This is a genomic window from Hylemonella sp. P2_B10, from assembly GCF_056404875.1.
Genome location: NZ_JBFUDE010000006.1, coordinates 65,965 through 89,228, shown reverse-complemented (window position 1 = coordinate 89,228; position 23,264 = coordinate 65,965). Strand labels below are relative to the sequence as shown.

26 protein-coding genes are annotated in these 23,264 nt (G+C 66.2%); 17 read left to right on the top strand and 9 right to left on the bottom strand.

Annotated features, from left to right (window positions below; genetic code table 11):
* Nucleotides 1-241: 241 nt before the first annotated feature.
* On the top strand, nucleotides 242-718 hold the full coding sequence (locus AC1DX2_RS23245) for a VOC family protein (protein ID WP_477198804.1): 477 nt from the start codon (nucleotides 242-244) through the stop codon (nucleotides 716-718).
* A 23-nt stretch (nucleotides 719-741) separates the two neighbouring features.
* On the opposite strand, the gene AC1DX2_RS23240 is transcribed toward AC1DX2_RS23245, so the two are convergent.
* From AC1DX2_RS23240 to AC1DX2_RS23210, 7 genes are all read right to left on the bottom strand, one after another.
* The gene (locus tag AC1DX2_RS23240) at nucleotides 742-1,422 is read right to left on the bottom strand and encodes a YdeI/OmpD-associated family protein (RefSeq protein WP_477198803.1); all 681 of its coding nucleotides are present in this window, start codon (nucleotides 1,420-1,422) and stop codon (nucleotides 742-744) included.
* A 47-nt stretch (nucleotides 1,423-1,469) separates the two neighbouring features.
* Nucleotides 1,470-2,558, bottom strand: a complete 1,089-nt coding sequence (locus AC1DX2_RS23235; protein ID WP_477198802.1) for a GGDEF domain-containing protein — start codon at nucleotides 2,556-2,558, stop codon at nucleotides 1,470-1,472.
* Between the two features lies 1 nt (nucleotide 2,559).
* Nucleotides 2,560-3,051 carry a MarR family winged helix-turn-helix transcriptional regulator gene (locus AC1DX2_RS23230; RefSeq protein WP_477198801.1) on the bottom strand — a complete coding sequence of 164 codons (492 nt, stop codon included), beginning with the start codon at nucleotides 3,049-3,051 and terminating at the stop codon, nucleotides 2,560-2,562.
* Between the two features lie 24 nt (nucleotides 3,052-3,075).
* Nucleotides 3,076-3,348, bottom strand: a complete 273-nt coding sequence (locus tag AC1DX2_RS23225) for a hypothetical protein (RefSeq protein ID WP_477198800.1) — start codon at nucleotides 3,346-3,348, stop codon at nucleotides 3,076-3,078.
* A 90-nt stretch (nucleotides 3,349-3,438) separates the two neighbouring features.
* Nucleotides 3,439-3,885: an Ohr family peroxiredoxin gene (locus tag AC1DX2_RS23220; RefSeq protein ID WP_477198799.1), complete on the bottom strand. Its 447-nt coding sequence runs from the start codon at nucleotides 3,883-3,885 to the stop codon at nucleotides 3,439-3,441.
* A gap of 358 nt (nucleotides 3,886-4,243) precedes the next feature.
* Entirely contained in the window at nucleotides 4,244-4,771 is a 528-nt protein-coding gene (locus tag AC1DX2_RS23215; RefSeq protein WP_477198798.1) for a DUF421 domain-containing protein, read from the bottom strand.
* 18 nt (nucleotides 4,772-4,789) lie between these two features.
* A complete protein-coding gene (locus AC1DX2_RS23210; protein WP_477198797.1) occupies nucleotides 4,790-4,942 on the bottom strand; it encodes a DUF3309 family protein in 153 nt (50 codons plus the stop codon).
* 155 nt (nucleotides 4,943-5,097) lie between these two features.
* On the opposite strand from AC1DX2_RS23210, the gene AC1DX2_RS23205 reads away from it, so the two are divergent.
* The 5 genes from AC1DX2_RS23205 (at nucleotide 5,098) to otnI (ending at nucleotide 9,326) form a co-directional block, all read left to right on the top strand.
* A complete protein-coding gene (locus AC1DX2_RS23205) occupies nucleotides 5,098-5,562 on the top strand; it encodes a hypothetical protein (RefSeq protein WP_477198796.1) in 465 nt (154 codons plus the stop codon).
* Between the two features lie 89 nt (nucleotides 5,563-5,651).
* Nucleotides 5,652-6,551 carry an L-threonate dehydrogenase gene (gene ltnD, locus AC1DX2_RS23200; RefSeq protein WP_477198795.1) on the top strand — a complete coding sequence of 300 codons (900 nt, stop codon included), beginning with the start codon at nucleotides 5,652-5,654 and terminating at the stop codon, nucleotides 6,549-6,551.
* A 19-nt stretch (nucleotides 6,552-6,570) separates the two neighbouring features.
* Nucleotides 6,571-7,875, top strand: coding sequence for a 3-oxo-tetronate kinase (gene otnK, locus AC1DX2_RS23195; RefSeq protein WP_477198794.1), 1,305 nt, complete (start codon nucleotides 6,571-6,573; stop codon nucleotides 7,873-7,875).
* Entirely contained in the window at nucleotides 7,872-8,519 is a 648-nt protein-coding gene (locus AC1DX2_RS23190; protein WP_477198793.1) for a class II aldolase/adducin family protein, read from the top strand. The genes otnK and AC1DX2_RS23190 overlap by 4 nt, the downstream gene beginning before the upstream one ends.
* 3 nt (nucleotides 8,520-8,522) lie before the next feature.
* On the top strand, nucleotides 8,523-9,326 hold the full coding sequence (otnI, locus tag AC1DX2_RS23185; RefSeq protein ID WP_477198792.1) for a 2-oxo-tetronate isomerase: 804 nt from the start codon (nucleotides 8,523-8,525) through the stop codon (nucleotides 9,324-9,326).
* A 170-nt stretch (nucleotides 9,327-9,496) separates the two neighbouring features.
* Here the strand turns inward: otnI and AC1DX2_RS23180 are convergent, their stop codons facing one another.
* Entirely contained in the window at nucleotides 9,497-12,295 is a 2,799-nt protein-coding gene (locus tag AC1DX2_RS23180) for a beta strand repeat-containing protein (RefSeq protein WP_477198791.1), read from the bottom strand.
* A 543-nt stretch (nucleotides 12,296-12,838) separates the two neighbouring features.
* On the opposite strand from AC1DX2_RS23180, the gene AC1DX2_RS23175 reads away from it, so the two are divergent.
* The 9 genes from AC1DX2_RS23175 to AC1DX2_RS23135 all read left to right on the top strand — a co-directional run bounded on the left by AC1DX2_RS23175 (nucleotide 12,839) and on the right by AC1DX2_RS23135 (nucleotide 21,769).
* Complete coding sequence (locus tag AC1DX2_RS23175) at nucleotides 12,839-13,558, top strand: MgtC/SapB family protein (RefSeq protein ID WP_477198790.1); 720 nt, start codon at nucleotides 12,839-12,841, stop codon at nucleotides 13,556-13,558.
* Nucleotides 13,555-14,565, top strand: coding sequence for an ABC transporter ATP-binding protein (locus AC1DX2_RS23170; protein WP_477198789.1), 1,011 nt, complete (start codon nucleotides 13,555-13,557; stop codon nucleotides 14,563-14,565). The genes AC1DX2_RS23175 and AC1DX2_RS23170 overlap by 4 nt, the downstream gene beginning before the upstream one ends.
* Nucleotides 14,566-14,627: 62 nt before the next feature.
* Nucleotides 14,628-15,917: an ABC transporter substrate-binding protein gene (locus tag AC1DX2_RS23165; protein ID WP_477198788.1), complete on the top strand. Its 1,290-nt coding sequence runs from the start codon at nucleotides 14,628-14,630 to the stop codon at nucleotides 15,915-15,917.
* A gap of 14 nt (nucleotides 15,918-15,931) precedes the next feature.
* The gene (locus AC1DX2_RS23160) at nucleotides 15,932-16,816 is read left to right on the top strand and encodes a carbohydrate ABC transporter permease (protein WP_477198787.1); all 885 of its coding nucleotides are present in this window, start codon (nucleotides 15,932-15,934) and stop codon (nucleotides 16,814-16,816) included.
* Nucleotides 16,813-17,643 carry a carbohydrate ABC transporter permease gene (locus AC1DX2_RS23155; RefSeq protein ID WP_477198786.1) on the top strand — a complete coding sequence of 277 codons (831 nt, stop codon included), beginning with the start codon at nucleotides 16,813-16,815 and terminating at the stop codon, nucleotides 17,641-17,643. The genes AC1DX2_RS23160 and AC1DX2_RS23155 overlap by 4 nt, the downstream gene beginning before the upstream one ends.
* Before the next feature lie 9 nt (nucleotides 17,644-17,652).
* Nucleotides 17,653-18,528 (top strand): endonuclease/exonuclease/phosphatase family protein, encoded by an 876-nt coding sequence (locus tag AC1DX2_RS23150; protein ID WP_477198785.1) that lies wholly within the window; start codon nucleotides 17,653-17,655, stop codon nucleotides 18,526-18,528.
* Entirely contained in the window at nucleotides 18,525-19,343 is an 819-nt protein-coding gene (locus AC1DX2_RS23145; RefSeq protein ID WP_477198784.1) for an HAD-IIB family hydrolase, read from the top strand. The genes AC1DX2_RS23150 and AC1DX2_RS23145 overlap by 4 nt, the downstream gene beginning before the upstream one ends.
* Nucleotides 19,340-20,956 (top strand): glycerol-3-phosphate dehydrogenase/oxidase, encoded by a 1,617-nt coding sequence (locus tag AC1DX2_RS23140; protein ID WP_477198783.1) that lies wholly within the window; start codon nucleotides 19,340-19,342, stop codon nucleotides 20,954-20,956. Before AC1DX2_RS23145 ends, AC1DX2_RS23140 begins: the two co-directional genes overlap by 4 nt.
* Before the next feature lie 60 nt (nucleotides 20,957-21,016).
* Entirely contained in the window at nucleotides 21,017-21,769 is a 753-nt protein-coding gene (locus AC1DX2_RS23135; RefSeq protein WP_477198782.1) for a DeoR/GlpR family DNA-binding transcription regulator, read from the top strand.
* Nucleotides 21,770-21,781: 12 nt separating this feature from the next.
* Here AC1DX2_RS23135 and AC1DX2_RS23130 read toward each other — a convergent pair whose 3' ends face one another.
* On the bottom strand, nucleotides 21,782-22,426 hold the full coding sequence (locus AC1DX2_RS23130; protein WP_477198781.1) for a substrate-binding periplasmic protein: 645 nt from the start codon (nucleotides 22,424-22,426) through the stop codon (nucleotides 21,782-21,784).
* 346 nt (nucleotides 22,427-22,772) lie between these two features.
* On the opposite strand from AC1DX2_RS23130, the gene AC1DX2_RS23125 reads away from it, so the two are divergent.
* Entirely contained in the window at nucleotides 22,773-23,018 is a 246-nt protein-coding gene (locus AC1DX2_RS23125) for a DUF6496 domain-containing protein (protein WP_477198780.1), read from the top strand.
* 10 nt (nucleotides 23,019-23,028) lie between these two features.
* Complete coding sequence (locus tag AC1DX2_RS23120) at nucleotides 23,029-23,250, top strand: hypothetical protein (protein ID WP_477198779.1); 222 nt, start codon at nucleotides 23,029-23,031, stop codon at nucleotides 23,248-23,250.
* Nucleotides 23,251-23,264 lie beyond the last annotated feature (14 nt).

The window sequence follows — 23,264 nt, the reverse complement described above, 5'->3', positions numbered from 1 at the left end:
CTTGTCTCCTGTTGGTGGCCCTGTTGTGGCTGGGCCGGCTATGTTGTGCTTTTTGGCCAGCATTGTGGGGGAAGGCAGGCGGCGCGTCCAGTCACCCCGGGCCGCGGGCCCGGGTGTGTGCCAATACCCGGAATCCAAGTGGGCCCACACCACCTTGGGCCCACTCGCTTTTGCATTGCGTCGCGCCATGGCTGTGCCTACCATGGCGGTCCACACCACCACACACACGAAAGACGTTCGCATGGGCACCAACCTCGCCACCTGCCTCTGGTTCAACGGGCAGGCCGAAGCCGCCGCGCAGTTTTATGCCGGCATTTTCAAGAACTCGCGCATCACCGCCACCACCCGTTACCCCGAGGGCACGCCGGGCCTGGCCGGCTCGGTGATGACGATTGCCTTTGAGCTGGACGGGCGCGAGTTCGTGGGGCTCAACGGCGGACCGAACTTCAAGTTCTCACCCGCCATCTCGTTCATCACCTACTGCGACACGCAGGCCGAGGTGGACCAGATGTGGGACGCGTTGAGCGCCGGTGGCAAGCCCAACCAGTGCGGCTGGCTGGACGACAGGTTTGGTGTTTCGTGGCAGGTGGTGCCGCGCATGCTGCCGGCGCTCTTCACGCAGCCCGACAAGGCCGCCGTCAACCGCGCCACGCAGGCAATGATGGGCATGACCAAGCTGGACATCGCGGCGCTGCAACGCGCCTTTGACGGCGCGTAAGACGTCCCTGCCTTTGATGGCGCCTAGTCGTCCAGCCCCATGCCGTCCAGGATCCGCGGAATGCACTTTTCCACCCGCGCCTCGCGCGTCTTGGACTGCTTGGCGCCGGCAAAGTGCAGCAGGTAGCCGCGTTGCCGCCCCGGCGTCAAGGCTTTGAAGGCTGAGCGCAGGGCCGAGTGGCGGTCCAGCTGCACCTGAAACTCCACCGGCATGGTGAATTCCTCGGTCGCCTTCATGGCCACCTTCAGGCCGGCCTTGTCCACTGCCATGGCCTCGCGGATGTAGGCCTTCAGCGTGGCGCGCATCTTGGTGATCTGCGCCGCGCTGGTGAAGCGGATCTGACGCGCCGACTGCACGTTCTCGGTCTGCTGCACCAGGATGCCCTTGGGGTCCTTCAGCAGCGCGCCTTTGTGGAACAGCAACGCGCAATAGTCCTTGAAGCCGTGCATCAGCACCACGTTGTGGTCGTCTTGCGTGTAGCAGGGCTGGCCCCACTTCAGCTCTTCGGTCAGCGCGCAGTCCAGTGCGATGGCGCGCAGCGCCTCGAACTCGGCACGCCATGTCTTGGCGCGAGCCATGAAGGCGTCCACCTTGGGGTTGGAGGCGCCCACCTTGGCAAGGGTGCCTGGCTGCGCGGCGGGCTTTTTGGCGGCCGCCTTCTTCGTGGCGGGTTTCTGCGGGGCGGGCTTTGGCTGGGTGCTCATGGCGGCGCTGTCTCCTGTGTGCAGTTACAGGGCCGCATTGTGCTGCATCAGGGACCCAGGTGCACCGCCGTGACGCGGTTGCGCCCCGCCTTTTTGGACGCATACAACGCCTCGTCGGCCGCCTTCAGCAATTCGGCGGGTTCGCAGCCGGTGGTGGGGGCGCTGGCCACGCCCAGGCTGGCGGTGACGATCAGCGGCTCGGCAGCGGCGTCGCCACCCGTGTCGCCACTCATGTCGTCCGTTGGCGCGCGGTTCAACGCGTGGTTCAGCGCCGCCAGCTTCTGGCGCAGGTGCTCGGCAAACTGCATGGCGCCCTCGGGGCCGGTTTGCGGCAGCAGCACGCAGATTTCTTCACCGCCATAGCGGCCGGCAATGTCCACCGCGCGTATGGTGCTGGCCACCAGCTTGCCCACGTTATTCAGCACGGCGTCGCCGGCGGGGTGGCCCAGCGTGTCGTTGATGTGCTTGAAGTGATCCAGGTCCAGCAACACCAGGGAGAGCGGTGTGCCGTAGCGGCGGCACTTGGCCGCCTCGTTGTCCAGCCGCTCGAAGAGGGCGCGGCGGTTCAGCAGGCCGGTCAGCACGTCGGTGGCGGCCAGGTATTCGGCTTTTTCCAGTGCCTCTTTCAGCAGCCGCTGGTGGGCGCGCAGCTCGATCAGCGACATCACCTGGTGCGCCAGCCCGGTCAATATGCGGCGCTGGCGTTCGCTCAAGCTGCGTGGCTGGGTGTCCATCACGCACAGCGTGCCTATGCGCTGGCCGTCGGAGGTGACCAGGCTGGCGCCGGCATACATCTGCGCGCCCAGGTCCTGGCGTATGCGCGTCAGGCCGATGGTGCGCGCGTCTTGCGCCAGATCGGGGATTTCCAGGTAATCGCCCGTCACCACGGTGACGGAGCAGCAGGCCTGCGCGCGGGGCATGTCGCCGCGCGGCAGCCCCAGGCCAGCCTTGACCCACACGCGGTCGCGGTCCACCAGTGACACGGTGGCAAAGGGGGCGTGGCAGATTTCGGCGGCGGCCTCGGTCAGCAGGTCGAAGGCCTCGTCCTCCGGCGTGTCCAGCACCAGGTAGCGGTGCAGCGCCTGCAGGCGTTGCTCTTCCTGCGCGGGCGGCAGCACGGTCAGCGCGGTGTCCATGTCATGGCCCCTCCGGGGTGGCTTGGGTTGCTTGGGTGAAGCGTATCAGGCTGTCGCGCAAGGCGGCAACGTCTTGCTGCAGCCGGGCAAACTCTTGCGGCCCCAAGCCGGTGGCCGCCACCAGCCCGCTGGTCACCGTGCGCGCCTTGTCGCGCAGCGCGCGGCCAGGTTTGGTCAGGCGCACGCGCACCTGGCGCTCATCCAGCGGGTCGCGCTGGCGCTCCACATAGCCCATGGCTTCGAGCTTTTTCAGGATCGGTGTCAGCGTGTTCGATTCCAGGAACAGCTTCTCCCCCAACCCGCCCACGGTCTGGTCGTCTTGCTCCCACAGCGCAATGACGGTGATGTATTGCGTGTACGTCAGCCCCAGCTCGTCCAGCATGGGCTTGTAGGCCTTGCCGAACGCCAGGTTGGTGGAGTAGACGGCGAAGCACAGGTAATCGGACAGCAGCGCGTCTGGGGCGCGGGCTGGGGTGCGGGAGGGTTGGCTCATGGCAGGTGGTGGTGGTGAACAGGTTCAGATCGCGCAGGCGTCGGCCTGGTAGTCGGCCAGCCGCACGCCATCGGCTTGCAGCAGGCGGTCCAGCCGCAGCGTGTCGCCGCCGTCGGTGCGCAGGTATTCCTCGCCGCGCTGGCTGTACAGGTCGTCTATGCGGGCGGTGCGCTGCTGCACGCTGCCGTCGGCCGCGCGAAAGCGCAGCTGCACCGGCTGGCGGCGCATGGCCAGGTGCTCCAGCACGTCGTGGAAGGCGCAGCTGATGGGCACATAAGGGATGTTGAAGGCAGTCATGGTCATGTCCTTTCAAGGGTTGACCGGTCATTCATCGATGCCGATGGTATCGCATACGATGAATGCCGGCAACAAAAGGGGTTACTGGGCTCAGTCGGTCAGCACCGTCAGCACCACGTCGATGTTGCCGCGCACGGCCTTCGAATAGGGGCAGGTGTCGTCGGCCGCGTGCGCCACCGCCAGGGCGACGTCGCGCGGCAGGCCGGGGGCGCGCACGGTCAGGCGGGCTTGCAACAGGTAGTCGGTGCCGCTCATGGCCAGGTCGACCTCGATGTCCACCGACAGGTCGGCGGGCAGCTGCACCTTTTGCGCCTGGGCGGCCAGGTCCAGTGCGCCGGTGTAGCAGGCCGACCAGGCGCCGGCAAACAGCTGCTCGGCAGTGGGGTGGGCGGCTACGTTGGTGAACACGTGCTGCGGTGCCGTGCCCTTGACGGCCGACAGCGTCATGTCCACCTTGTCGTGGTGGCCCGCGCGGGCGCCACCGTGCACGGTGGTGTGGGTCTTGCCGGTCAACAGTACTTTGGTGAGCTTGCTCATGGTGAATCCTTCAGGTTGGGTGGGTTGAGAAAGTGGTAAACGCCATTTAAATCGAATACGTTTAAATCGTATGCGATGTATTATTGTAGGGGAAGCGAAAACCGGTGTCAAGCGGCAGCTATTTCCGGCGTTGGTTCAACATCGTGCGATCGAATTCGACCGACATCTCTGCCGACTCAGAAAGGGCACTTGCATGGGCTTGCAGCCTGCTGTCTTGCGCTGCAACCGCATCCTCCCAAAGTGCCCAGTCTGACTCGCTGTTGCCCTCGGTGGCCTCGGGCACTGGGATGGGTTCGTAAAACGGGTGCATGCGTGCATGGTGCACCGGCCCTTCGTGAAAATCTGTCGCCGGTGTCCACTAACTCGTGTAGGTCTGCGCCGCGTGCGTGCCCTTGCCGGCGCGGACGACAGACACCTGCCCATCGCCCTCCATGCAGGCCAGGTGCACTTCGCTCAGATCTTCGATGCCATGTTGGCGCAACTGGCCCATCAGCTCGTCCTGGCTGATCAGCTCCTGGCGCATGTTGCGGCGGTTCACCTTGCCGTCCTTCACCAGCGGCACCGGCGGCGCGCTCAGCAGCCGCTCCATCGCCGGGAAGTGGTAGCCCAGCCAATCCAGCAGGTTGTCCCACAGCACCAGCGTGCCGATCAGCACCGCGCCCTCGGTCAGCGTCTTGTATTCGGCCGACATGGCATTTTGCGAGGCGTCGGCAATCAGCACGACCACCAGCAGGTCCGACAAGCCCAGCGACCCCGCCTGCCGCTTGAAGATGCGAAACAGCACCAGCAGCAAAAAATAGATGGCGGTGCCGCGCAGGAAGATTTCCAGCAGCGACACGCGCGGCACGAACATCCCTGCCCAGTCAATCGCCAGCAGGGTGTCCATCACAGGCACGCTCAGGCGTTAGAGCCTGCCGGTGAATACCAGGATCAGCAGTATCAGCACCACCAGGCCCAAGCCACCGCTGGGGTAGTAGCCCCAGCCTCGGCTGTGCGGCCAGGCGGGGATGGCGCCTATCAGCAGCAAGATCAGCACGATCAAAATAATGGTTCCCATGGTTGTTCTCCTTGTGGGGTTGTAGTGCTGGCAGGTTAGGGGCATTGGCGCCGCGCGTCGGTACGCTAGGGCACCAAGTGGCGTGGGCCTGCTCCTACGCCGCAACCCCTCGCGCGCCGATGTACGGCGCCGCGCCACAGGCGCACAGTGGCACCATGGCAGCATCCATTGCGCGCGAGGCGCTCATCCGCAACCCCGGGCTGGCAGCGTTCAAGCCCTTGCTCGGCACCTGGGCCACCACGGGGCACCACCCCCTGGTGCCGGGTGTGACGTTTCATGGCCGCACCGTGTTCAACTGGCACGAGGGCGGCGCCTTCGTGGTGATGCGCAGCGAGATTGACGAGCCGCAAATCCCCAGCGGCATCGCCATCTTCGGCAGTGACGACCAGGCGCAGCCGCTGACCATGCTCTATTTCGACGAGCGCACGGTGGCCCGCCGCTACGAGGCCGAGCTGCAGCCCCGCGTGCTGCGCTGGTGGCGCAATTCGCTGGAGCTGTCGCAGCGCTACACCCTCACCCTGGCAGAAGACGGCCGCACCATGCAGGGCGTGGGGCAGATGTCGCGAAACGGCGGGGCTTGGGATGAGGACTTGTCGCTGAACTACACGCGGGTGGATTGACCGCTTGCCGTTCGGCCGCATCAGGGTACAGTACGAATTGACTTTCTGGGTGCCAACCCTGATAAAGACAGTCTCTATCGGGATTGGACATGACACAGAAGATCGGACTCATAGGCCTGGGCGCGATGGGCAAGGGCATGGCGGGCTCGCTGCGCCGGGCTGGTTACGCCGTGCATGTCTGCGACGTGCGGCCCGAGGCGGCGCAGGCCTTTGTGGCCGAGGGCGGTGGGGTGGCCTGCGCCACGCCGGCCGAAGTGGCTGCGCACTGTGAGGTGGTCGTCAGCGTGGTGGTCAACGCGGCGCAAACCGAGTCCGTGTTGTTTGGCAGCGATGGCGCCGCGTCCACGCTGAACCCGGGCAGCGTGTTTGTGATGTGCTCCACGGTGGACCCCAATTGGTCCATCGCCCTGGAAGCGCGCTTGGCCGGGCAGGGCATCCTGTACCTGGACGCGCCCATCTCTGGCGGGGCCGCCAAGGCGGCTTCAGCGCAGATGACGATGATGACGGCGGGCACCGCCGCCGCCTATGCCAAGGTGGGCGGGGCGCTGGACGCCATGGCCGCCAAGGTGTACCGGCTGGGCGACAAGGCCGGCGCCGGCAGCAAGGTGAAGATCATCAACCAGCTGCTGGCCGGCGTGCACATTGCCGCCGCGGCCGAAGCCATGGCGCTGGGCCTGCGCGAGGGGGTGGACGCCAACGCCATTTATGAAGTCATCACGCACAGTGCCGGCAACAGCTGGATGTTCGAGAACCGCATGGCCCACGTGCTGGCGGGCGACTACACGCCGCTGTCGGCGGTGGACATCTTCGTCAAGGACCTGGGCCTGGTGCTGGACACCGCGCGCGCGAGCAAATTCCCCTTGCCCCTGTCGGCCACGGCGCACCAGATGTTCATGCAGGCGTCCACCGCCGGGCATGGGCGGGAGGATGACGCCGCGGTGATCAAGATCTTCCCCGGCATCACGCTGCCCACGCAGCACAAACCGTAGTCACCCCGTTGCTTGCCAGATGACGACACACCCCGTGCTGGGTTGCATTGCCGACGACTTTACCGGCGCCACCGACCTGGCGAACAACCTGGTGCGCAACGGCCTGCGCACCGTGCAGACCATAGGCGTGCCGGCGGATGCGCACGCGCGGGTGGCGGCGGAAGCCATCGTGGTGGCCCTGAAGACGCGCACCGTGCCAGCAGCCCAGGCGGTGGCGCAATCGCTGGCCGCGCTGCGCTGGTTGCAGGCGCAAGGGGTGGAGCAGGTCTATTTCAAATACTGCTCCACATTCGATTCCACGCCCCAGGGCAACATCGGCCCGGTGACCGATGCACTGCTGGATGCGCTGCACGGCCCCGGCCAGGGCTTCACCATCGTGTGCCCGGCGTTTCCGGAAAACCAGCGCACCGTGTTCAAAGGCCACCTGTTCGTTGGCGACGTGCTGTTGAGCGACAGCGGCATGCGCCAGCACCCGCTCACCCCCATGACGGATGCCAACCTGGTGCGCGTGATGCAGGCGCAGACCCAGCGCCGTGTCGGCCTGGTGGCCCACGACGTGGTGCGCCAGGGCGCAGCCGCCATCGCCGAGCGCTTTGCGGCGCTGCAGGCCCAGGGTGTTGGCGTGGCGGTGGTGGACGCCATTGCCAATGCGGACCTGATGGAGCTGGGTACGGCACTGGCAGGCATGCCCCTGGTCACCGCCGGCTCAGGCGTGGCCATTGGCTTGCCGCAGAACTGGCCAGCCGCCGCAGTGGCCGACGCTCGCCAGGCCGCCAGGCTGCCGGCCCCAACCGGCTGGTGTGCCGTGGTGTCCGGCAGTTGCTCGCAGGCCACCAACGCCCAGGTGGCCCACTTCAGGCAGCAGGGCCGCCCGGCCTTTGCGGTGGATCCGCTGGCCCTTGCCGAAGGGGCGGGCGTGGTCGCCCAGGCGCTGGCCTGGGCCAAGCCGTTGCTGCCGCAGGGGCCGGTGCTGGTCTATGCCACGGCCGAGCCGGCGGCGGTGCAGGCCGTGCAGGCGCGCCTGGGCGTGGCGCGTGCCGGCGAGTTGGTGGAGCATGCACTCTCCAGCATCGCCACCGGCTTGGTGGACCTGGGTGTGCGCCAGCTGGTGGTGGCCGGCGGAGAAACCTCGGGCGCCGTGGTGCAGGCGCTGGGCGTGCAGCGCATGGCCATTGGCCCGCAGATCGACCCTGGCGTGCCATGGACTGCCGTGCAGCCGGCGCAATGGCCCGGGCAGACCCTGCATGTGGCGCTGAAGTCTGGTAATTTCGGCACAGTGGATTTCTTCACCAAGGCTTTCAAGATGTTGAGCGAGGCGGCATGAGCAGTGCACTGCGTGACGAAATCTGCCGCGTGGGTGCCTCGCTGTTCGCGCGCGGCTATGTGCATGCCACGGCGGGCAACATCAGCGTGCGCACCGACGACGGTTACCTCATCACCCCCAGAGACGCCTGCCTGGGCCAGCTGGACCCGGCGAAACTGGCGGCGGTGAACGCGGACGGCCAGCAGACCGGCGGCGACCCGGCCTCGAAGACGCTGGCCTTGCACCGACACATTTACGCCGCCGATCCGCAAGCCCGCTGCGTGATCCACACCCATGCCACCCATCTGGTGGCGCTGACCCTGGCCGGCGTGTGGTCGCAGGACGACATCCTGCCTCCCATCACGCCCTATTTTGTGATGAAGGTGGGCCATGTGCCCCTGATCCCCTACCACCGGCCCGGCGACCCGGCAGTGGCGGCCCGGGTGGCTGAGCGCATCATGGCCGCGCGTGACGCAGGGGTGCCCATTCGCGCCGTGATGCTGGAGCGCCTGGGGCCCACGGTGTGGCACCAAACCCCGGCACAGGCCAGCGCCGTGCTGGAAGAGCTGGAAGAAACCGCGCGCCTGTACCTGCTGGCGCGCCCAAACCCCCTGACGGACGCGCAGCTGGACGAGCTGCGCCTGCACTTTGGAGCGCATTGGTAGCCTATGCCACGTTTCGCCGCCAACCTGAGCATGCTCTACAACGAGCACGACTTCCTGGACCGCTTCGCCGCCGCGGCGAAAGATGGCTTCAAGGCCGTTGAGTTCCTCTTCCCCTATGTGCACGACGCCAGGGAACTGGCCCTGCGCCTGCGAGACGCGGGTCTGCAGCAGGTGCTGTTCAATGCGCCGCCAGGCGACTGGGACGCCGGGGAGCGCGGCATGGCCTGCCTGCCCAGCAGAGAGGCGGAATTTCGCGATGGCTTGCTGCGCGCGCTGGACTACGCGCAAGTGCTGGACTGCCCGCGCATCCATGTGATGGCGGGCAAGGCGCCACAGGGCATTGAGCCGGCCGCTTTGCGGGCAACCTACCTGGCCAACCTGGCCTGGGCCGCCGCGCAGGCTGCAGCCAGCGGACGCGATGTGCTGATCGAGCCCATCAACACCCGGGACGTGCCGGGCTACTACCTGAACCGGCAAGACACCGCGCACGCGCTGGTGCAAGAGGTTGGCGCTGCCAACCTGAAGGTGCAGTTTGACCTGTACCACTGCCAGATCGTCGAAGGCGACGTGGCGACCAAGATCCGGCAGTACCTGCCCACCGGCCGGGTCGGGCATTTTCAGATCGCGGGTGTGCCCGAGCGGCATGAACCGTCGGTGGGAGAGTTGAACTACAACTACCTGTTTGACGTCATCGACGAGGTCAGCACGGCCTGCCGCTGGAATGGCTGGGTGGGGTGTGAATACCGGCCCCGGCTGGGTGCCGTGACGGCGGGAACCTCCAGCGGGCTGGGCTGGTTGCGCAGGTGATCGCTGGTCAGTATCCGCGCGGCATTTGGTTGGCGGGGCTGGGGATACGGGTCAGCAACGTCAAGGGGTTGGGTCAGTTGGCTTGCCCGGAAGCTGACCTTTGCCGCCGTCTGCAAGGTGCCAAAGCAGCTGTCCAGGATAGTGCCTCGCGCGTCCTCCCGGAGATACCACTAAACCGTGTACTGCAGCCCTGTCCCCGCATACCCGACCAGATTCACATGCGTCTGGTTGGCGGTTGATTCCGCCATATCCGCCATCCACTGCCCTTGCGTGAGGGTGCCCGCGTTCAGCGGCGCCACCAAGCTGGCCAGGGTGGCTGCATCAGGGGCATGTCCGTTGACGTTGTTGTAGACCATCTTGACCAGGCTGGCGTTGTCGTTGCCGCCGGCAAAGGCGGCAACGATGCCGGAGCTGACCAGCAGGTTGGCCCCATCCAGCAAGCTGGCTCCGGTGTCGAAATAACCCAGGAATAACCCCGCATACAACTGGCTACCCACAAATGCCGGGCCCAGGCTGGTGGCCACGGCCATCATCAGCACGGTCTTGCCAGCGGCTTGCGTGGCGCCCATGTCAAGCGCCAGACGCTGGTCGCTGAACTGCAGCCGCTCTATGCTGGTCAAGCTGTCGGTGCCGTCGTTGCCGGCGGTGCTGCGCTTGTCGGCCACTGTGAGGGTGCCGCCCAGCGTCAGCGTGTAGTCGCTGCGAGCTCCGGTGTACTGTGCCGTGTCCGCACCGGCACCGCCGTCGATGCTGTCGGTACCGCCTGCGCCTTTCAGTACGTTGTTACTCTCATTGCCCGTCAGCACATTGTTCAAGTCATTGCCGGTGCCGCTGAGCCTGCCGGCTGCAGCGGCCAGGGACAGGTTCTCCACGAAGTTGCCCAGCGTGAAGTTGATGCTGGCAATCACCTTGTCTATGCTCTTGCCATTGGCCGCACCAGGAAGGGTTTCGGTGGTGTCTACCGCCACCTCCTGCACCTGGTCGGTGGCGTCGTCCACGTAGTAGGTGTCGGAGCCGTTGCCGCCGTACATGCTGTCCGCACCTGCACCGCCGATCAGCGTGTCGTCGCCATCGTTGCCAATCAACTCGTTGTTGCCTTCGTTGCCGGTGAGGATGTTGTTTTGTGCATTGCCGGTGGCCTTGAGGTTGCCGGCGGCGGCGGCCAGCGCCAGGTTTTCAACAAAGTTGGTCAGCGTGTAGTTGATGCTGGCAATCACCTTGTCTACCGAACGGCCCAGGTCGCCTTGCGGGCCGCCGCCGGGGGCGGGTTGTTGGGCGCTGTTGGTGGCGGTTTCGGTGACCAGATCGCCGGCGTCATTGACGTAATACAGGTCCGCGCCATCGCCACCCTGCATGGTGTCGGCGCCGCTGCCGCTGATCAAGATGTCGCTGCCGGTGCCGCCCAGCAGCAGGTCACTGCCGTTGCTTCCCTTCAGCACGTCGTTGCCGGCGCCGCCGTCCAGCGTGGCATCGCCGGGGCCGGCGATCAGGGTGTCGTCGCCGGCGCCACCGCTGACGCTGGGGCTTGCGGCGGTGCCCACCAGCGTCAGGCCGGTGCCGGCCGTGGTGAAGCCGTAGCCCAGGTAACCGGCAAAGGCGTTGCCGGCCAGGTCCTTGACACTGTTGGCACCCAATTCCAGCGTGTAGCTGGTGCTGGTGGCCAGCGGCGTGGTGAAATGGATGGTCAATGTGCCGCCGCTGACCAGCAGGTTGGCCGTGTTGGCGGCGGTGAAGGTGGCGACGACGTTGCCGTCAGCGTCCTTCAACACCACGCTGCCACTGCCAAGGGCTATGGCTTCATTGAAACTGATCTGGATGTCGGCAGACGGCGAAACCGCCACTGTGCCGTTCAGGGGGGTAATGCCCAGCAGCAGCGGCACAACGGTGTCCGGCACGGCGCTGGCCTGCAATTGCGCCGCGCTGCGAGTGCCATCCGAGAAGCTGAAGCTCTCCACATTGCGGACCTGGTCCGTGCCGTCGCGGCCAGCCACGTTGTCGATGATGGTGAAGCTTGCGGTGGTGGCGGAATACACCACGGTGTAGTCGGCGCGCGGGCCGTTGAAGAAGGCGTTGTCATTGCCAGCACCACCGTCCAGGCTGTCGTTGCCGCCCAGACCCCAAAGGATATTGCTGTTGTTGTCGCCGCTCAGCAGATCGTTGTAGGAGGAGCCGCGTACCTTCTCGATGCTGATCAGCGTGTCGCTGTGCCCAAAGTTGTCGGTGGCCTTGCCGGTGGCCAGGTCAACGAGCACACCTTGGCCGGTGATGAATACGGTGCCTGGGTTGTCGAAGGCGACGGCGTTGGGCTCATATGACACGTAGTCGCTGCCGCCACCGCCGTCCAGGGTGTCGTTGCCGCTGCTGCTGTACAACGTGTTGTCGCCCGCGCCGCCGATGACATAGTCGTTGCCGGCCTGGGGGAAGGCGTAGGCACCGGCTACATCAGGCAAGCGTATGACATCGTCGTAATAGGATCCGTTGACGCTTTCAATCGATAACAGCGTGTCGGTGCCTATGCCGGCACCCGTGGCTGTGCCCGCGATAAGGTCAATGTTGATGCCTGACGTGGACTGGAAGTACGCCACTGCGTCCGAGCCCGCACCGCCGTCTATCGTATCGTTGCCGGCCCCCACCTCAAACAGGTTGCTGCTGGCATTGCCTCTGATGAAATCGTTGAACGCAGTGTCTCTGACGGCCTCAACGTTGTTTAGTGTGTCTGTTCCACCTTGGCCATCGCTGGCTGTACCCGCCGCCAAGTCCACCACCACGCCCGTGGTTGCGCTACTGTAGATCACCCTGTCCGTGCTTCCAGCCCCGCCATCTATCGTATCGTTGCCGGCGCCGCCATTCAGGAAGTCATCGCCACCCAGCCCGCTGAGGCTGTCGTTGCCGTCAAGCCCATTGAAGTTGTCGCCACTCTCGGTACCCGTGAGGACGTCGTTGCCGCCGGTGCCGTTGATATTCGCCATGGCCGCTCCCTGCCGTTGCTGCCGCGCTCAAGCACGTAGGCCGCGCATGTTGATGGTTCAATTTCCGAACTTTGCAGGCGCAAATATAGGGTAGGGCTTTTGGAATGTAAAGTTAGCGGTTCTGTAGTGATTGCGGTGCATGCTGCAGCTCCCGCCAGGTACTGCAAGCCGGTTCCGGCATTGGGCGTCCGTCATAGCAAGGACCAGGCACCTGATCAAAGAAGCGCCAAGCGTCAGCACTTGGTCGACATCAGATCTTGCCCGGGCCATCCTGAGTGGCCTGCACAGGGCACTGGCATCTCCTTCGCATCGCCCGTAGAACAGGCGTCTTGGTGCTCGGCGCAGCCCGGTTGGCTGGGCTGAACCCGCCCGTTCCTGCCTGCCCCTCGCACGCTGTCACACAGGCTCCACATAACCCCACTATGGTGGCGCTCATGCGCACAAACCACCCAAATAGGGAAAATACCGATACTTATCGACCAGAAACGAAACAAAATCGCGCTCTTAATTGTTCGATTTTGTTCGTATTCGGCGGAGGGGCGTGTGCACGAAGTCTGGGAATTCGTTCGGGAGCACTTGTTGTATGGGGACCGGCTGGAGATCGTGGCGCGGCTGTTCGCGGCACTGGCAGCCGGTGCGGCCATTGGTCTTGAGCGCAGTTTTCACGGTCGGCCGGCGGGGCTGCGCACGCATTCGCTGGTGTGCCTGGCGTCGGCCATGCTGATGCTGGTCACGGTGTACCAGGCGCAGTGGTTTCACGGCGGGCCGGACATGGTGCGGGTCGACCCCACGCGCATGGCGCAGGGGGTGATGACGGGCATCGGCTTCCTGGGCGCGGGGCTCATCATCAAGGAGGGGGCCGCGGTGCGCGGCCTCACCACGGCGGCGTCGATCTGGATCACCTCGGCGCTGGGGCTGCTGGCGGGCATCGGCTTTTACTTTCCACTCGTCGTCGTCACCATGGCCACGCTGTGCGTGTTGGCGGTGTTTCGCCGGCTGGAGAGCGTGTTGCCGTATTACGCCTACGCGCTGCACAGCGTGATGGTGCCGCTGGAGAGCGGGGAGGACGAGGCGTCGCTGAAATCCTTCCTGAAGTCCATGAAGTTTGACGTGCACCAGATCAGCTGCAAGTGCGACCACAAGGAACGCACGGTGCGCTACGACATGACGATACGCACCAACGTCAAGGGCGGCTTTGAGCAGCTCAACAAGGCCTGGGCCTCGCGCAACCAGGTCGTCAGCTACAGCATCACCCCCTTATGACAGACATCGTCCTCGACAAGCTCACCAAGACCTGGGACACCACCACGGTGGTCAACGGCATCAGCTTCCAGGTCAAGGCGGGCAGCTTTGCCGTGCTGCTGGGCCCGTCGGGCTGCGGCAAGTCGACCACGCTGCGCATGCTGGCCGGGCTGGATGCGCCCAGCAGCGGCCGCATCGCCATCGGCGGGCGCGACGTGACGCACGCCAGCCCGTCGGAGCGCAAGCTGTCGATGGTGTTCCAGTCGTACGCGCTGTTTCCGCACATGAACGTGCGCGACAACATCCTGTTCGGCCTGAAGGTGCGCAAGGAGCCGGCCGCCGACTACGACAAGCGCCTGGCCCGCGTGCTGGACATGCTGTCGCTCAACGGCCTGCAGGACCGCCGGCCCGGGCAACTCTCGGGCGGGCAGCAGCAGCGGGTGGCGCTGGCGCGCGCCATCATCGCCGAGACGCCGGTGTGCCTGATGGACGAGCCGCTGTCCAACCTGGACGCCAAGCTGCGCCAGGAGATGCGGCGCGACATCCGCGAGCTGCAGCGCAAGCTGGGCGTGACCATGGTCTACGTCACGCATGACCAGACCGAGGCCATGAGCATGGCCGACCAGGTCATATTGATGCGTGCCGGCCAGATCGAGCAGGACGGCACGCCGGAAGATTTGTACAACCGCCCGGCGACGACCTTTGCCGCCACCTTCATCGGCACGCCGCCGACCAACCTGTTTGCCGAGCGCGAAGGCGCGCCCTACCTGCGCGGCGTGCGCCCGGAGCATGTGCGCGTGGTAGAGGCCGGCGGCGTGGAAGGCGCGGTGGTGAGCAACGAGTACCTGGGCTCGGACACGCTGGTGGCTTGCGAGGTGGGGGCAACGGACAACGCTGCGGCACCCTGGCGCATTGTCGCCAAGCTGCCGGGCCGGCTGCAGCCGGCGCCGGGCACCCGCATGCGCCTGGGCTGGGACGCGCAGCACGAGCACCGCTTTGACAGCATCAGCGGCCGGCGTGTTGCCTGATGTTCTGGCGGATGGTTTTTTTGAGTGAGCTGGATTTTCCAAACAACGAAAGGAAGAGACCGATGAAACGCAATTTCTTGAAGGCCACCGTCGCGGCGGCGGCCCTGTCCCTGCTGGGGGTGTCGGCCTGGGCGCAGAAGACGACCGAGATCAGCTTCTACTACCCGATCGCCGTGGGTGGCCCGCTGGGCAAGGTGATCGACCAGTTCGCGGCCGACTTCGAGGCCGAGAACCCGACCATCAAGGTCAAGCCGGTGTACGCCGGCACCTACCAGGAAAGCCTGGTCAAGGCGCTGACGGCGGCCAAGAGCGGCCAGCCGCCCACCATGGCGGTGCTGCTGTCCACCGACATGTTCACGCTGATCGACCAGGGCGCCATCGCCACGGTGTCGGAGCTGGCCACCACGGCCGAAGACAAGAAGTGGCTGGGCAGCTTCTACCCCGCCTTCATGCTCAACAGCCAGACGCCAGGCAAGGTCTGGGGCGTGCCCTTCCAGCGCTCCACCATCGTGCAGTTCTGGAACAAGGAGCTGTTCAAGGAAGCCGGGCTGGACCCCGAGAAGGGCCCGGCCAACTGGGACCAGCTGGTGGAGATGAGCAAGAAGCTCACCAAGACGGACGCCAACGGCAACGTGACGCAGTGGGGCGTGAAGATTCCGGCCACGGGCTTCCCCTACTGGCTGTTCCAGGGCCTGGCCACCGCCAACGGCGCCACGCTGATGAACGTCGAAGGCAACAAGACGGCGTTTGACGAGCCGGCCGTGGTGGAAGCGCTGCAGTACTGGGTGGACCTGTCGACCAAGCACAAGGTGCACCCCACCGGCGTGGTGGAGTGGGGCACCACGCCCAAGGACTTCCTGGAGAAGAAGGCCGCCATCATCTGGACCAGCACTGGCAACCTGACCAACCTGCGCACCAACGCCACGTTCCCCTTCGGTGTGGGCGTGCTGCCGGCCAAGAAGCGCCAGGGCAGCCCCACCGGCGGCGGCAACATCTACTTCTTCAAGAAGAACACGCCCGAGCAGATGGCGGCGGCGGTGAAGTTCGCCAAGTTCCTGACGCAGCCGCAGCGCGCCGCAACCTGGAGCGTGGCCACTGGCTATGTGGGCGTGTCGCCCGCATCGTGGGAAACGCCGGAGATGAAGAAGTACGCCACGGACGTGCCCGCCTCCATGGTGGCGCGTGACCAACTGCAGCATGCGGTGGCTGAACTCTCCACGCACGAGAACCAGCGTGTGACCAAGGCGCTGAACGACGCCATCCAGGCCGCGCTGACCGGCGCCAAGCCGCCGGCCCAGGCGCTGAAGGAAGCGCAAGCCGAAGCGACCCGCATCCTCAAGCCCTTCCAGTGAACCGGGGGCGCCTGATGAGCCAGAAGAACGGTCAGCAGAGCCAATGGCAGGGGTGGGCACTCGTCCTCCCCGCCCTGGTGCTGCTGATCGCCTTCACGCACTACCCCGCGGTGGCGACGCTGTGGCACAGCCTGCACAGCAACGCCACGGAGATCAGGCCCTCGGCGTTTGTCGGCGCCAGCAACTACCAGACCATGGTGGAGGACCCGGTGTTCTGGGCCTCTCTGCGCAACAACGTCTGGTTCGCGCTGGTCACGGTGCCAGCGTCCATCGCGCTGGCGATTGTGATGGCGCTGTTCGTCAACGCCAAGCTGCCGGGCAAGGGTTTCGTGCGGCTGGCGTATTTCACCCCCACGGTGTTACCCATGATTGCGGTGGCCAACATCTGGCTGTTTTTCTACACGCCTCAATACGGGCTGGTGGCGCAGGTGCTTTCGCCGTTTGGCATCACCTCGCCCAATTGGCTGGGCAGCAAGGACACGGCGCTGGGAGCGATGATCGTCGTCGCCATCTGGAAAGAGGCCGGTTTCTTCATGATCTTTTATCTCGCCGCGCTGCAGCAGATGTCGCCCAGCCTGGCCGAAGCCGCGGCGCTGGAAGGCGCCTCGCGCTGGCAGTATTTCTGGCGCGTGCTGTTCCCGCTGCTGATGCCCACCACCATCTTCGTGCTGGTGAACGCGCTGATCAACGCGGTGCGGCTGGTGGACCACATCATCGTCATGACCAAGGGCGGGCCGGACAACGCCAGCTCGCTGCTGCTGTACTACATCTACCAGGTGGGTTTCAGCTTCTGGGACAGCGCCTATGCCGCCGCGCTGACGGTGGTGGTGCTGGTGGCTCTGGGCACCATCGCACTGGTGAAGTTCACCTACCTGGACAAAAGGGCGCACTACCAATGAGCCAGACCTCTGGAGAGCGTGGCCGCGCGCTGCCGCTGCTGGAGACGGTGGCCGCCTGGCTGCTGGGCCTGCTGTGGATACTGCCGCTGGTCTACGCGGTGTGGACGGCCTTCCACCCCTCGGCCAACGCCACGCGGTTTGACCTGACGGCGCCGCTGACGCTGCAGAACTTCCGCGACGCCTGGGCCGCCGCGCCGTTTGCCCGCTACTTCGCCAACACCACCATGCTGGTGGCCATGGTGCTGGCGGCGCAGCTGGTGCTGGGCACGCTGGCGGCCTATGGTTTTGCGCGCTTCGAGTTCCGCGGCAAGGACTTCGTCTTTTTGCTGGTGCTGCTGCAATTGATGGTGATGCCCGACGTGCTGATCGTCGAGAACTACACCACCATGAACACGCTGGGCCTGCGCGACACCATCTTTGCCATCGGCTTGCCGTACTTTGCGTCGGCGTTCGGCATCTTTTTGATCCGCCAGACCTTCAAGACAGTGCCCAAGGAACTGGACGAGGCAGCGCGGGTGGAAGGCGCCTCGGCCCTGCAGATCCTGTGGAAGGTGTATGTGCCGCTGGCCAAGCCGGTGTACCTGGCCTACGCGCTGGTGTCCACCAGTCACCACTGGAACAACTTCCTGTGGCCGCTGATCATCACCAACTCGGTGGAGACGCGGCCGCTGACGGTGGGCCTGCAGGTGTTCTCCAGCAGCGACCAGGGAGTGGACTGGTCCATCATCACCGCCGCCACGCTGATGACGTCGGCACCGCTGCTGGTGGGCTTCTTGCTGTTCCAGCGCCAGTTCGTGCAGAGCTTCATGCGCGCGGGGCTGAAGTAGGGGCGCGGGATGAAGCTGCTGACGTGGAACGTGCAATGGTTCAGGGGTGTGGACGGCGTGGTGGATGTGCCGCGCGTCATCGCCCATGCGCGCGGCCTGTGTGATTTCGATGTGCTGTGCCTGCAGGAGGTGGCGGTGCACTTCCCCGGCCTGGGCGGCGGTGAGACCGGCGACCAGGTGGCCGCTGTGGCGGCGCTGCTGCCTGGGTATGAGGTGTTCTATGCGCCGGGCATTGACTACCGGCTGTCTGCCAGCGGGCCGGAAGGCCCCCTTTGGTTGGGCACGCCGCGCGCCGCCTTTGGCAACCTGCTGGCCACTCGGCTGCCGGCGCTGGCGGTGGAGCGCCACCTGCTGCCGCTGGCGCACGAGCCGCGAACGCCCAGTGCGCGGCGCAGCGCGGTGAGCGCGCTGCTGCAGGCCCCGCACGGCCCGGTGACGGTGATGACCACGCACCTGGAGTACTACTCGGCCGCGCAGCAGGCGGCGCAGGTGCACCGCCTGCTGGCCATCCACCGCGAGAACATGGCGCTGGTGGACTTGGATGCCAGCCGCGCCTTCCTCGGCACCTACCAGCCCCGGCCGCGCACGGCCAGCACCATTTTGTGCGGGGACTTCAACTTCGTGGCCGAAAGCGCCGAGTACCAGGCGCTGATGCAGGGCGGCGCCCCGCATGACTTTTGCGACGTGCAGACCGAGGTGCACCCCGGCAGCGCACGGCCGCCCACCTTCGGCTGCTTTGACAACACCTATGTGAAGACCCCCATCGCCTGCGACCATGTGTTTGCCACGCGCGACATCGTGGGCCGGGCCAAGCGCATCGCGGTGGATGGGGCCACGCAGCTGTCGGACCACCAGCCGGTGTATGTGGAATGGGAGGGGCTGTGATTCCGATTTCCGAACTGGGTGCGGCGCAGGCTGCGGCCATCCACACCTTCATCACCGATGTGGACGACACCATCACCACCGAGGGCGCGCTCACGCCCCCCGCCTACGCCGCGCTGGGCCGGCTGAAGGATGCTGGCCTGCGTGTGATCGTCACCACCGGCCGCCCGGCCGGCTGGTGCGACCACATCGCGCGCATGTGGCCGGTGGACGCGGTGGTGGTGGAAAACGGCGCCGCCTGGTTCAGCTATGACCACGCGGCGCGCAAGCTGCGCGCGCACCACTCGCTGCAGGGCGACGGTTTCACGCAGAACCGTGCGCGCATTGACGCGGTGACGCAGGCGGTGCTGGCCGGCGTGCCGGGCTGTGCGCTGGCGTCGGACCAGTTTTGCAGGTTGTACGACCTGGCCATTGACTTCTGCGAAGACGTGCCGCGCCTGGGCGATGCGGCGGTGGACGAGATCGTGCGCATCATGGAGGCCGCCGGCATGACGGCCAAGGTCAGCTCCATCCATGTCAACGGCTGGTTCGGCAAGCACGACAAGCTGTCCACCACCCGCACGCTGATGCGCACGTTGTACGGCCTGGACCTGGACGCTGAACGTGCTCACGTCATGTATGCGGGCGACTCGCCCAACGACGCGCCGATGTTCGCGCACTTCCCCTTCTCGGTGGGGGTGGCCAATGTGCGGGACTTCGCCGGCCGCATGGCAGCCATGCCGGCCTACGTGACGCAGGGGCACAGCGGCGCGGGGTTTGCGGAACTGGTGGCGCAGCTGCTGGCGCTGCGTGGCGCCGGGGGCCAGCAAGGCACATGACAAGCGACAACGCCGAGAGCCCTGACAACCAGCGGCTGGCCGTGCTGCGGGCCCTTTCCGGCGAAACCTTTGACGTGGTGGTGGTCGGCGGCGGCGCCACCGGCCTGGGCATTGCGCTGGACGCCGCACTGCGCGGCCACCGCGTGGCGCTGGTGGAGCGCGGTGACTTCGCGCAAGGCACGTCGTCCCGCTCCACCAAGCTGGTGCATGGCGGTGTGCGTTACCTGGCGCAGGGTGATTTCGGCCTGGTCTACGAAGCCCTGCATGAGCGCGCCAACCTGCTGGCCAACGCGCCGCACATCGCGCAGCCGCTGTCCTTCGTCATGCCGGCCTTCAAGCTCTGGCATCTGCCTTTCTACGGCATGGGGCTGAAGGCCTATGACCTGATGGCGCGCGGCGCGGGCATTGGCGCCACGCACTGGCTGGGCCCCCGCAGCGTGCGCGAGCGCCTGCCGACGGTGAAGCCCCAGGGGCTGTGTGGCGGCGTGACCTACTGGGACGGCCAGTTTGACGACGCGCGGCTGGCCGTGGCCATTGCGCGCACGGCGCAGCGCCATGGCGCCGTGCTGGCCAACCACTGCGAGGTGACCGGCCTGGTCGGCGACGGCCAGCGGCTGGCCGGCGTGCAGGTGCGGGACCGCGAAACCGGGCAGGCCTGTGTGGTGCGCGGCCGCTGCGTGATCAATGCCACCGGTGTGTGGGTCGACCGCTTGCTGCGTGCCGCGGGAACCCCTGGCACGGCCGGTCCAGCCGGGGGGACTGCCACACAGAAGCCGCTGGTGGCCCCCAGCCAGGGCGTCCACCTGAGCTTCGCGCGCGCGCTGCTGCCCACCGACTCCGCGATCTTCTGGCCCAAGACCAGCGACGGGCGGGTGCTGTTTGCCATCCCCTGGCTGGGCAAGACGATTGTCGGCACCACGGACACCCAGCGCGACCAGGTGCTGGACGAACCCGAGCCTCTGCCCGGCGAGATCGACTACCTGCTGCGCGAATGCGCCGGCTTCTTTGCCGTGCCGCCCCAGCGTGCGGACATCCTGAGCACGTGGGTGGGCCTGCGCCCGCTGGTGAGCCCGCCCGACACCGGCAACCCGCAGGAGACCAAATCCATCAGCCGCGAGCACACGGTGCTGATGCGGCCGGACGGCCTGGTCAGCGTGACCGGCGGCAAGTGGACGACCTACCGCTCCATGGCGCAAGACGTGCTGGACCAGTGCGTTGAGGCCGGCCTGTTGCCACGCCGCGGCCCCTGTCTGACGGCCACCACACGGCTGGTGGGCGGTGAGGGTGGGGGGCCAGGCGGCTCCATCCGGGACCTGCCCGGCTTGCACTCGTATGGCAGCGAAGCCAAGCGGGTGGGCAGCCTGCCGGGCGCCGGGCGCGAGATCGCGCCCGGGCTGACCGAAGCCATGGTGCGCTTTGCAGCGCGGTACGAGTTTGCGCGCACGGTGGAAGACGTGCTGGCCCGCCGCTCGCGCCTGCTGTTCCTGGACGCGCAAGCCGCATGGGACAGCGCCGAGGCGGTGGCGCAGGTGCTGGCCTCTGAAACCACGGCGCCGCAGCGCCTGGCCGAGTTCCAGGCGCTGGCACGCCAATATGCCGCACCACGCAGCTGAGGCAGCTGAGCCCCCATGACGCGGCATACAATTCTGGCCAACTCACCCAGTGGCCGTCCCATGAACCCCAGGCAGGAAAAGCTGATCCAACTGGCGAAGTCGCAGGGCCATGTGTCGCTGGAAGACCTGGCCGCAGAGCTGCAGGTGTCCGTGCAGACGGTGCGCCGCGATGTGCAGCAACTCGCGCTGAGCGGGCAGCTGATGCGCTTCCATGGTGGCGTGCGGGCCAGCGCGACCGCCGCCAACATCACCTACCAGCAACGTGAAACGCTGAACGCGCAAGCCAAGGCGCGCATTGGCCGCGCCGTGGCGGCGTGCATCCCCAACGACAGCTCGCTGATGCTCACCGTGGGCACCACCACCTGTGCGGTGGCGCGCGAGCTGCGCGACCACAAGGGCCTGCGGGTGGTCACCAACGACATGACCATCGCCCAGGTGCTGAGCGCCAACCCCGAGGTGGAGGTGCACATGTGCGGCGGCTTTGTGCGCGCGCGCGACCACGCCATCGTGGGCGAGGCGGCGGTGGATTTCGTCAAGCAGTTCCGCTTTGACACCGTCATCATCGGCGTGGCAGGCATCGAGCCCGATGGGTCGATGCGCGACTTCGACTACCGCGAGGTCAAGGTGACGGAAGCCGCCATCGCGCACTCGCGCCAGGTCTGGGTGGTGGCCGACGCCAGCAAGTTCGAACGGCGGGCGATGGTGGAAGTGGCCCACGTCTCGCGCATCAATTCGCTCTTCACCGACGCCCCGCCGCCTGCGGGCCTGGGCCAGTTGCTGGAGGACGCCGGGGTGATGGTGCAGGTGGTCTGAGCGGCTGCGCGCTCATTCCTCAAACACTTTGAACACCCCCCGGCCACGCGCCTCGGCGATGGCCGCTTGCAGCCGGGCCACGCGCCGGGCGTCCAGCTTCAGGTTGCAGGCCATGTGCCCTTCCCAGTTGGCAAAGGCATAGGCCGCGCGCAGCTCGGGCAGCTTGTGCGTCTGCAGGGTGACCTTGGCGATCAGGTCCATGTTGGCCCAGACGTCGATGCGGCCGGCCAGCAGCTTGCGCGCGTTGTTCTCGGGGGTGGGGGCCAGCTCGGGCTCCACGCCTTCTGCCTTCAGGTAGCCAATCACCGCATTGCCCAGTTCCGCGCCCACCCGCAAGCCGCGCGCATCGGCCAGCGACTTCAGCTCCAGCGTGCTGCCCGGCGCCGTGTACAGCACCAGCTTGCGGTAGAAGATCGGCCCCACCCACTGGTACAGTGGCGCGCGCTCGGGCGTGCGCGTCACCAGCAGCAGGCAGGTGTCGTCCGTCGCCTTGGCCACCTCCAGCGCGCGTGGCAGCGGGTAAAAGCCCGCGCGCGTGGCAAAGCCCGCCTGCTGCACCACCTCGACAATGCGCTCGGCCAGCGGGCCGGCAAACGTGTCGGGCAGATCGCCTTTGACGATCAACGGCGGGTAGGGCGCGGCCACCAGGGTCAGCAAGGGCGGCGTTGTGGGCGGCGCCGGTGTGCGCTGGCCCCAGGCAGACACGCCCGCGCAGAACAGGGGCGCGCCAACCAGGCCGGCGCGGATGAAACAGCGCCAACACATCCGCCAAGCAGATCTCCAACCGGTTGCACGGCCAGTTGCCATGTCTCAACCTCTCTTGCGCTGAGTTGCCCCCTGATTTGTTTGTTATCCCAGCATACCCCCAAGGCGGACGAAATGGGCGCTTCACCGCTGAGATGCGGCGCTGTCTTACAGGCCATGCGTGTGCTTGCCGACAGACATGGCGTGTGTGGCGGTGCACCATGCTCACTCAATGGCAACTGCACCCAAGGAGGACACCATGGCGACGAAATACGGGCCTAAGGCTTCAGAAAAAGTCGAGCGCGCACTGCACGAAGCCAAGCGCGGCGAATTGAAGAGCGGCGGTTCCGGCAAGACGGTGACCAGCCGCAAGCAAGCCATCGCGATTGGCTTGAGCGAGGCCCGGGCGGCCGGCGGCAAGGTGCCGGCGCGCGCTACAGCCAGCAGCGGCAAGGCGCGCAAATCCACCAAGTCCACCAAGTCCACCAAGACAGCGTCTGAATGAGGAGCCGGTCATGACCACCCCAAAGATCAACCACGACGAGCAACAAAAGCAAAACGAGCGCCAGACCGGCGGGCGCCAGATCTACGCCGATGACGTCGATGTCGGCCGGGGGAAGGACACCCCGGCCAAGCCCGCCAAATCCGACTCCGGCCGCGACCAGAAGCCGAATGCCGAACGCCCGCCTGCCACCGACGACAACACCAGCGTGAAGGACAACAACCGCGTCCGTTGAACGGAAGGACGTCA

What these genes read in the sequence shown, in the direction of transcription:
- AC1DX2_RS23245 (WP_477198804.1), top strand. Translation starts at nt 242, where the DNA reads ATGGGCACCAACCTCGCCACCTGCCTCTGGTTCAACGGGCAGGCCGAA.
- AC1DX2_RS23240 (WP_477198803.1), bottom strand. Translation starts at nt 1,422, where the DNA reads ATGAGCACCCAGCCAAAGCCCGCCCCGCAGAAACCCGCCACGAAGAAG.
- AC1DX2_RS23235 (WP_477198802.1), bottom strand. Translation starts at nt 2,558, where the DNA reads ATGGACACCGCGCTGACCGTGCTGCCGCCCGCGCAGGAAGAGCAACGC.
- AC1DX2_RS23230 (WP_477198801.1), bottom strand. Translation starts at nt 3,051, where the DNA reads ATGAGCCAACCCTCCCGCACCCCAGCCCGCGCCCCAGACGCGCTGCTG.
- AC1DX2_RS23225 (WP_477198800.1), bottom strand. Translation starts at nt 3,348, where the DNA reads ATGACTGCCTTCAACATCCCTTATGTGCCCATCAGCTGCGCCTTCCAC.
- AC1DX2_RS23220 (WP_477198799.1), bottom strand. Translation starts at nt 3,885, where the DNA reads ATGAGCAAGCTCACCAAAGTACTGTTGACCGGCAAGACCCACACCACC.
- AC1DX2_RS23215 (WP_477198798.1), bottom strand. Translation starts at nt 4,771, where the DNA reads ATGGACACCCTGCTGGCGATTGACTGGGCAGGGATGTTCGTGCCGCGC.
- AC1DX2_RS23210 (WP_477198797.1), bottom strand. Translation starts at nt 4,942, where the DNA reads ATGGGAACCATTATTTTGATCGTGCTGATCTTGCTGCTGATAGGCGCC.
- AC1DX2_RS23205 (WP_477198796.1), top strand. Translation starts at nt 5,098, where the DNA reads ATGGCAGCATCCATTGCGCGCGAGGCGCTCATCCGCAACCCCGGGCTG.
- ltnD (WP_477198795.1), top strand. Translation starts at nt 5,652, where the DNA reads ATGACACAGAAGATCGGACTCATAGGCCTGGGCGCGATGGGCAAGGGC.
- otnK (WP_477198794.1), top strand. Translation starts at nt 6,571, where the DNA reads ATGACGACACACCCCGTGCTGGGTTGCATTGCCGACGACTTTACCGGC.
- AC1DX2_RS23190 (WP_477198793.1), top strand. Translation starts at nt 7,872, where the DNA reads ATGAGCAGTGCACTGCGTGACGAAATCTGCCGCGTGGGTGCCTCGCTG.
- otnI (WP_477198792.1), top strand. Translation starts at nt 8,523, where the DNA reads ATGCCACGTTTCGCCGCCAACCTGAGCATGCTCTACAACGAGCACGAC.
- AC1DX2_RS23180 (WP_477198791.1), bottom strand. Translation starts at nt 12,295, where the DNA reads ATGGCGAATATCAACGGCACCGGCGGCAACGACGTCCTCACGGGTACC.
- AC1DX2_RS23170 (WP_477198789.1), top strand. Translation starts at nt 13,555, where the DNA reads ATGACAGACATCGTCCTCGACAAGCTCACCAAGACCTGGGACACCACC.
- AC1DX2_RS23165 (WP_477198788.1), top strand. Translation starts at nt 14,628, where the DNA reads ATGAAACGCAATTTCTTGAAGGCCACCGTCGCGGCGGCGGCCCTGTCC.
- AC1DX2_RS23160 (WP_477198787.1), top strand. Translation starts at nt 15,932, where the DNA reads ATGAGCCAGAAGAACGGTCAGCAGAGCCAATGGCAGGGGTGGGCACTC.
- AC1DX2_RS23155 (WP_477198786.1), top strand. Translation starts at nt 16,813, where the DNA reads ATGAGCCAGACCTCTGGAGAGCGTGGCCGCGCGCTGCCGCTGCTGGAG.
- AC1DX2_RS23150 (WP_477198785.1), top strand. Translation starts at nt 17,653, where the DNA reads ATGAAGCTGCTGACGTGGAACGTGCAATGGTTCAGGGGTGTGGACGGC.
- AC1DX2_RS23140 (WP_477198783.1), top strand. Translation starts at nt 19,340, where the DNA reads ATGACAAGCGACAACGCCGAGAGCCCTGACAACCAGCGGCTGGCCGTG.
- AC1DX2_RS23135 (WP_477198782.1), top strand. Translation starts at nt 21,017, where the DNA reads ATGAACCCCAGGCAGGAAAAGCTGATCCAACTGGCGAAGTCGCAGGGC.
- AC1DX2_RS23125 (WP_477198780.1), top strand. Translation starts at nt 22,773, where the DNA reads ATGGCGACGAAATACGGGCCTAAGGCTTCAGAAAAAGTCGAGCGCGCA.
- AC1DX2_RS23120 (WP_477198779.1), top strand. Translation starts at nt 23,029, where the DNA reads ATGACCACCCCAAAGATCAACCACGACGAGCAACAAAAGCAAAACGAG.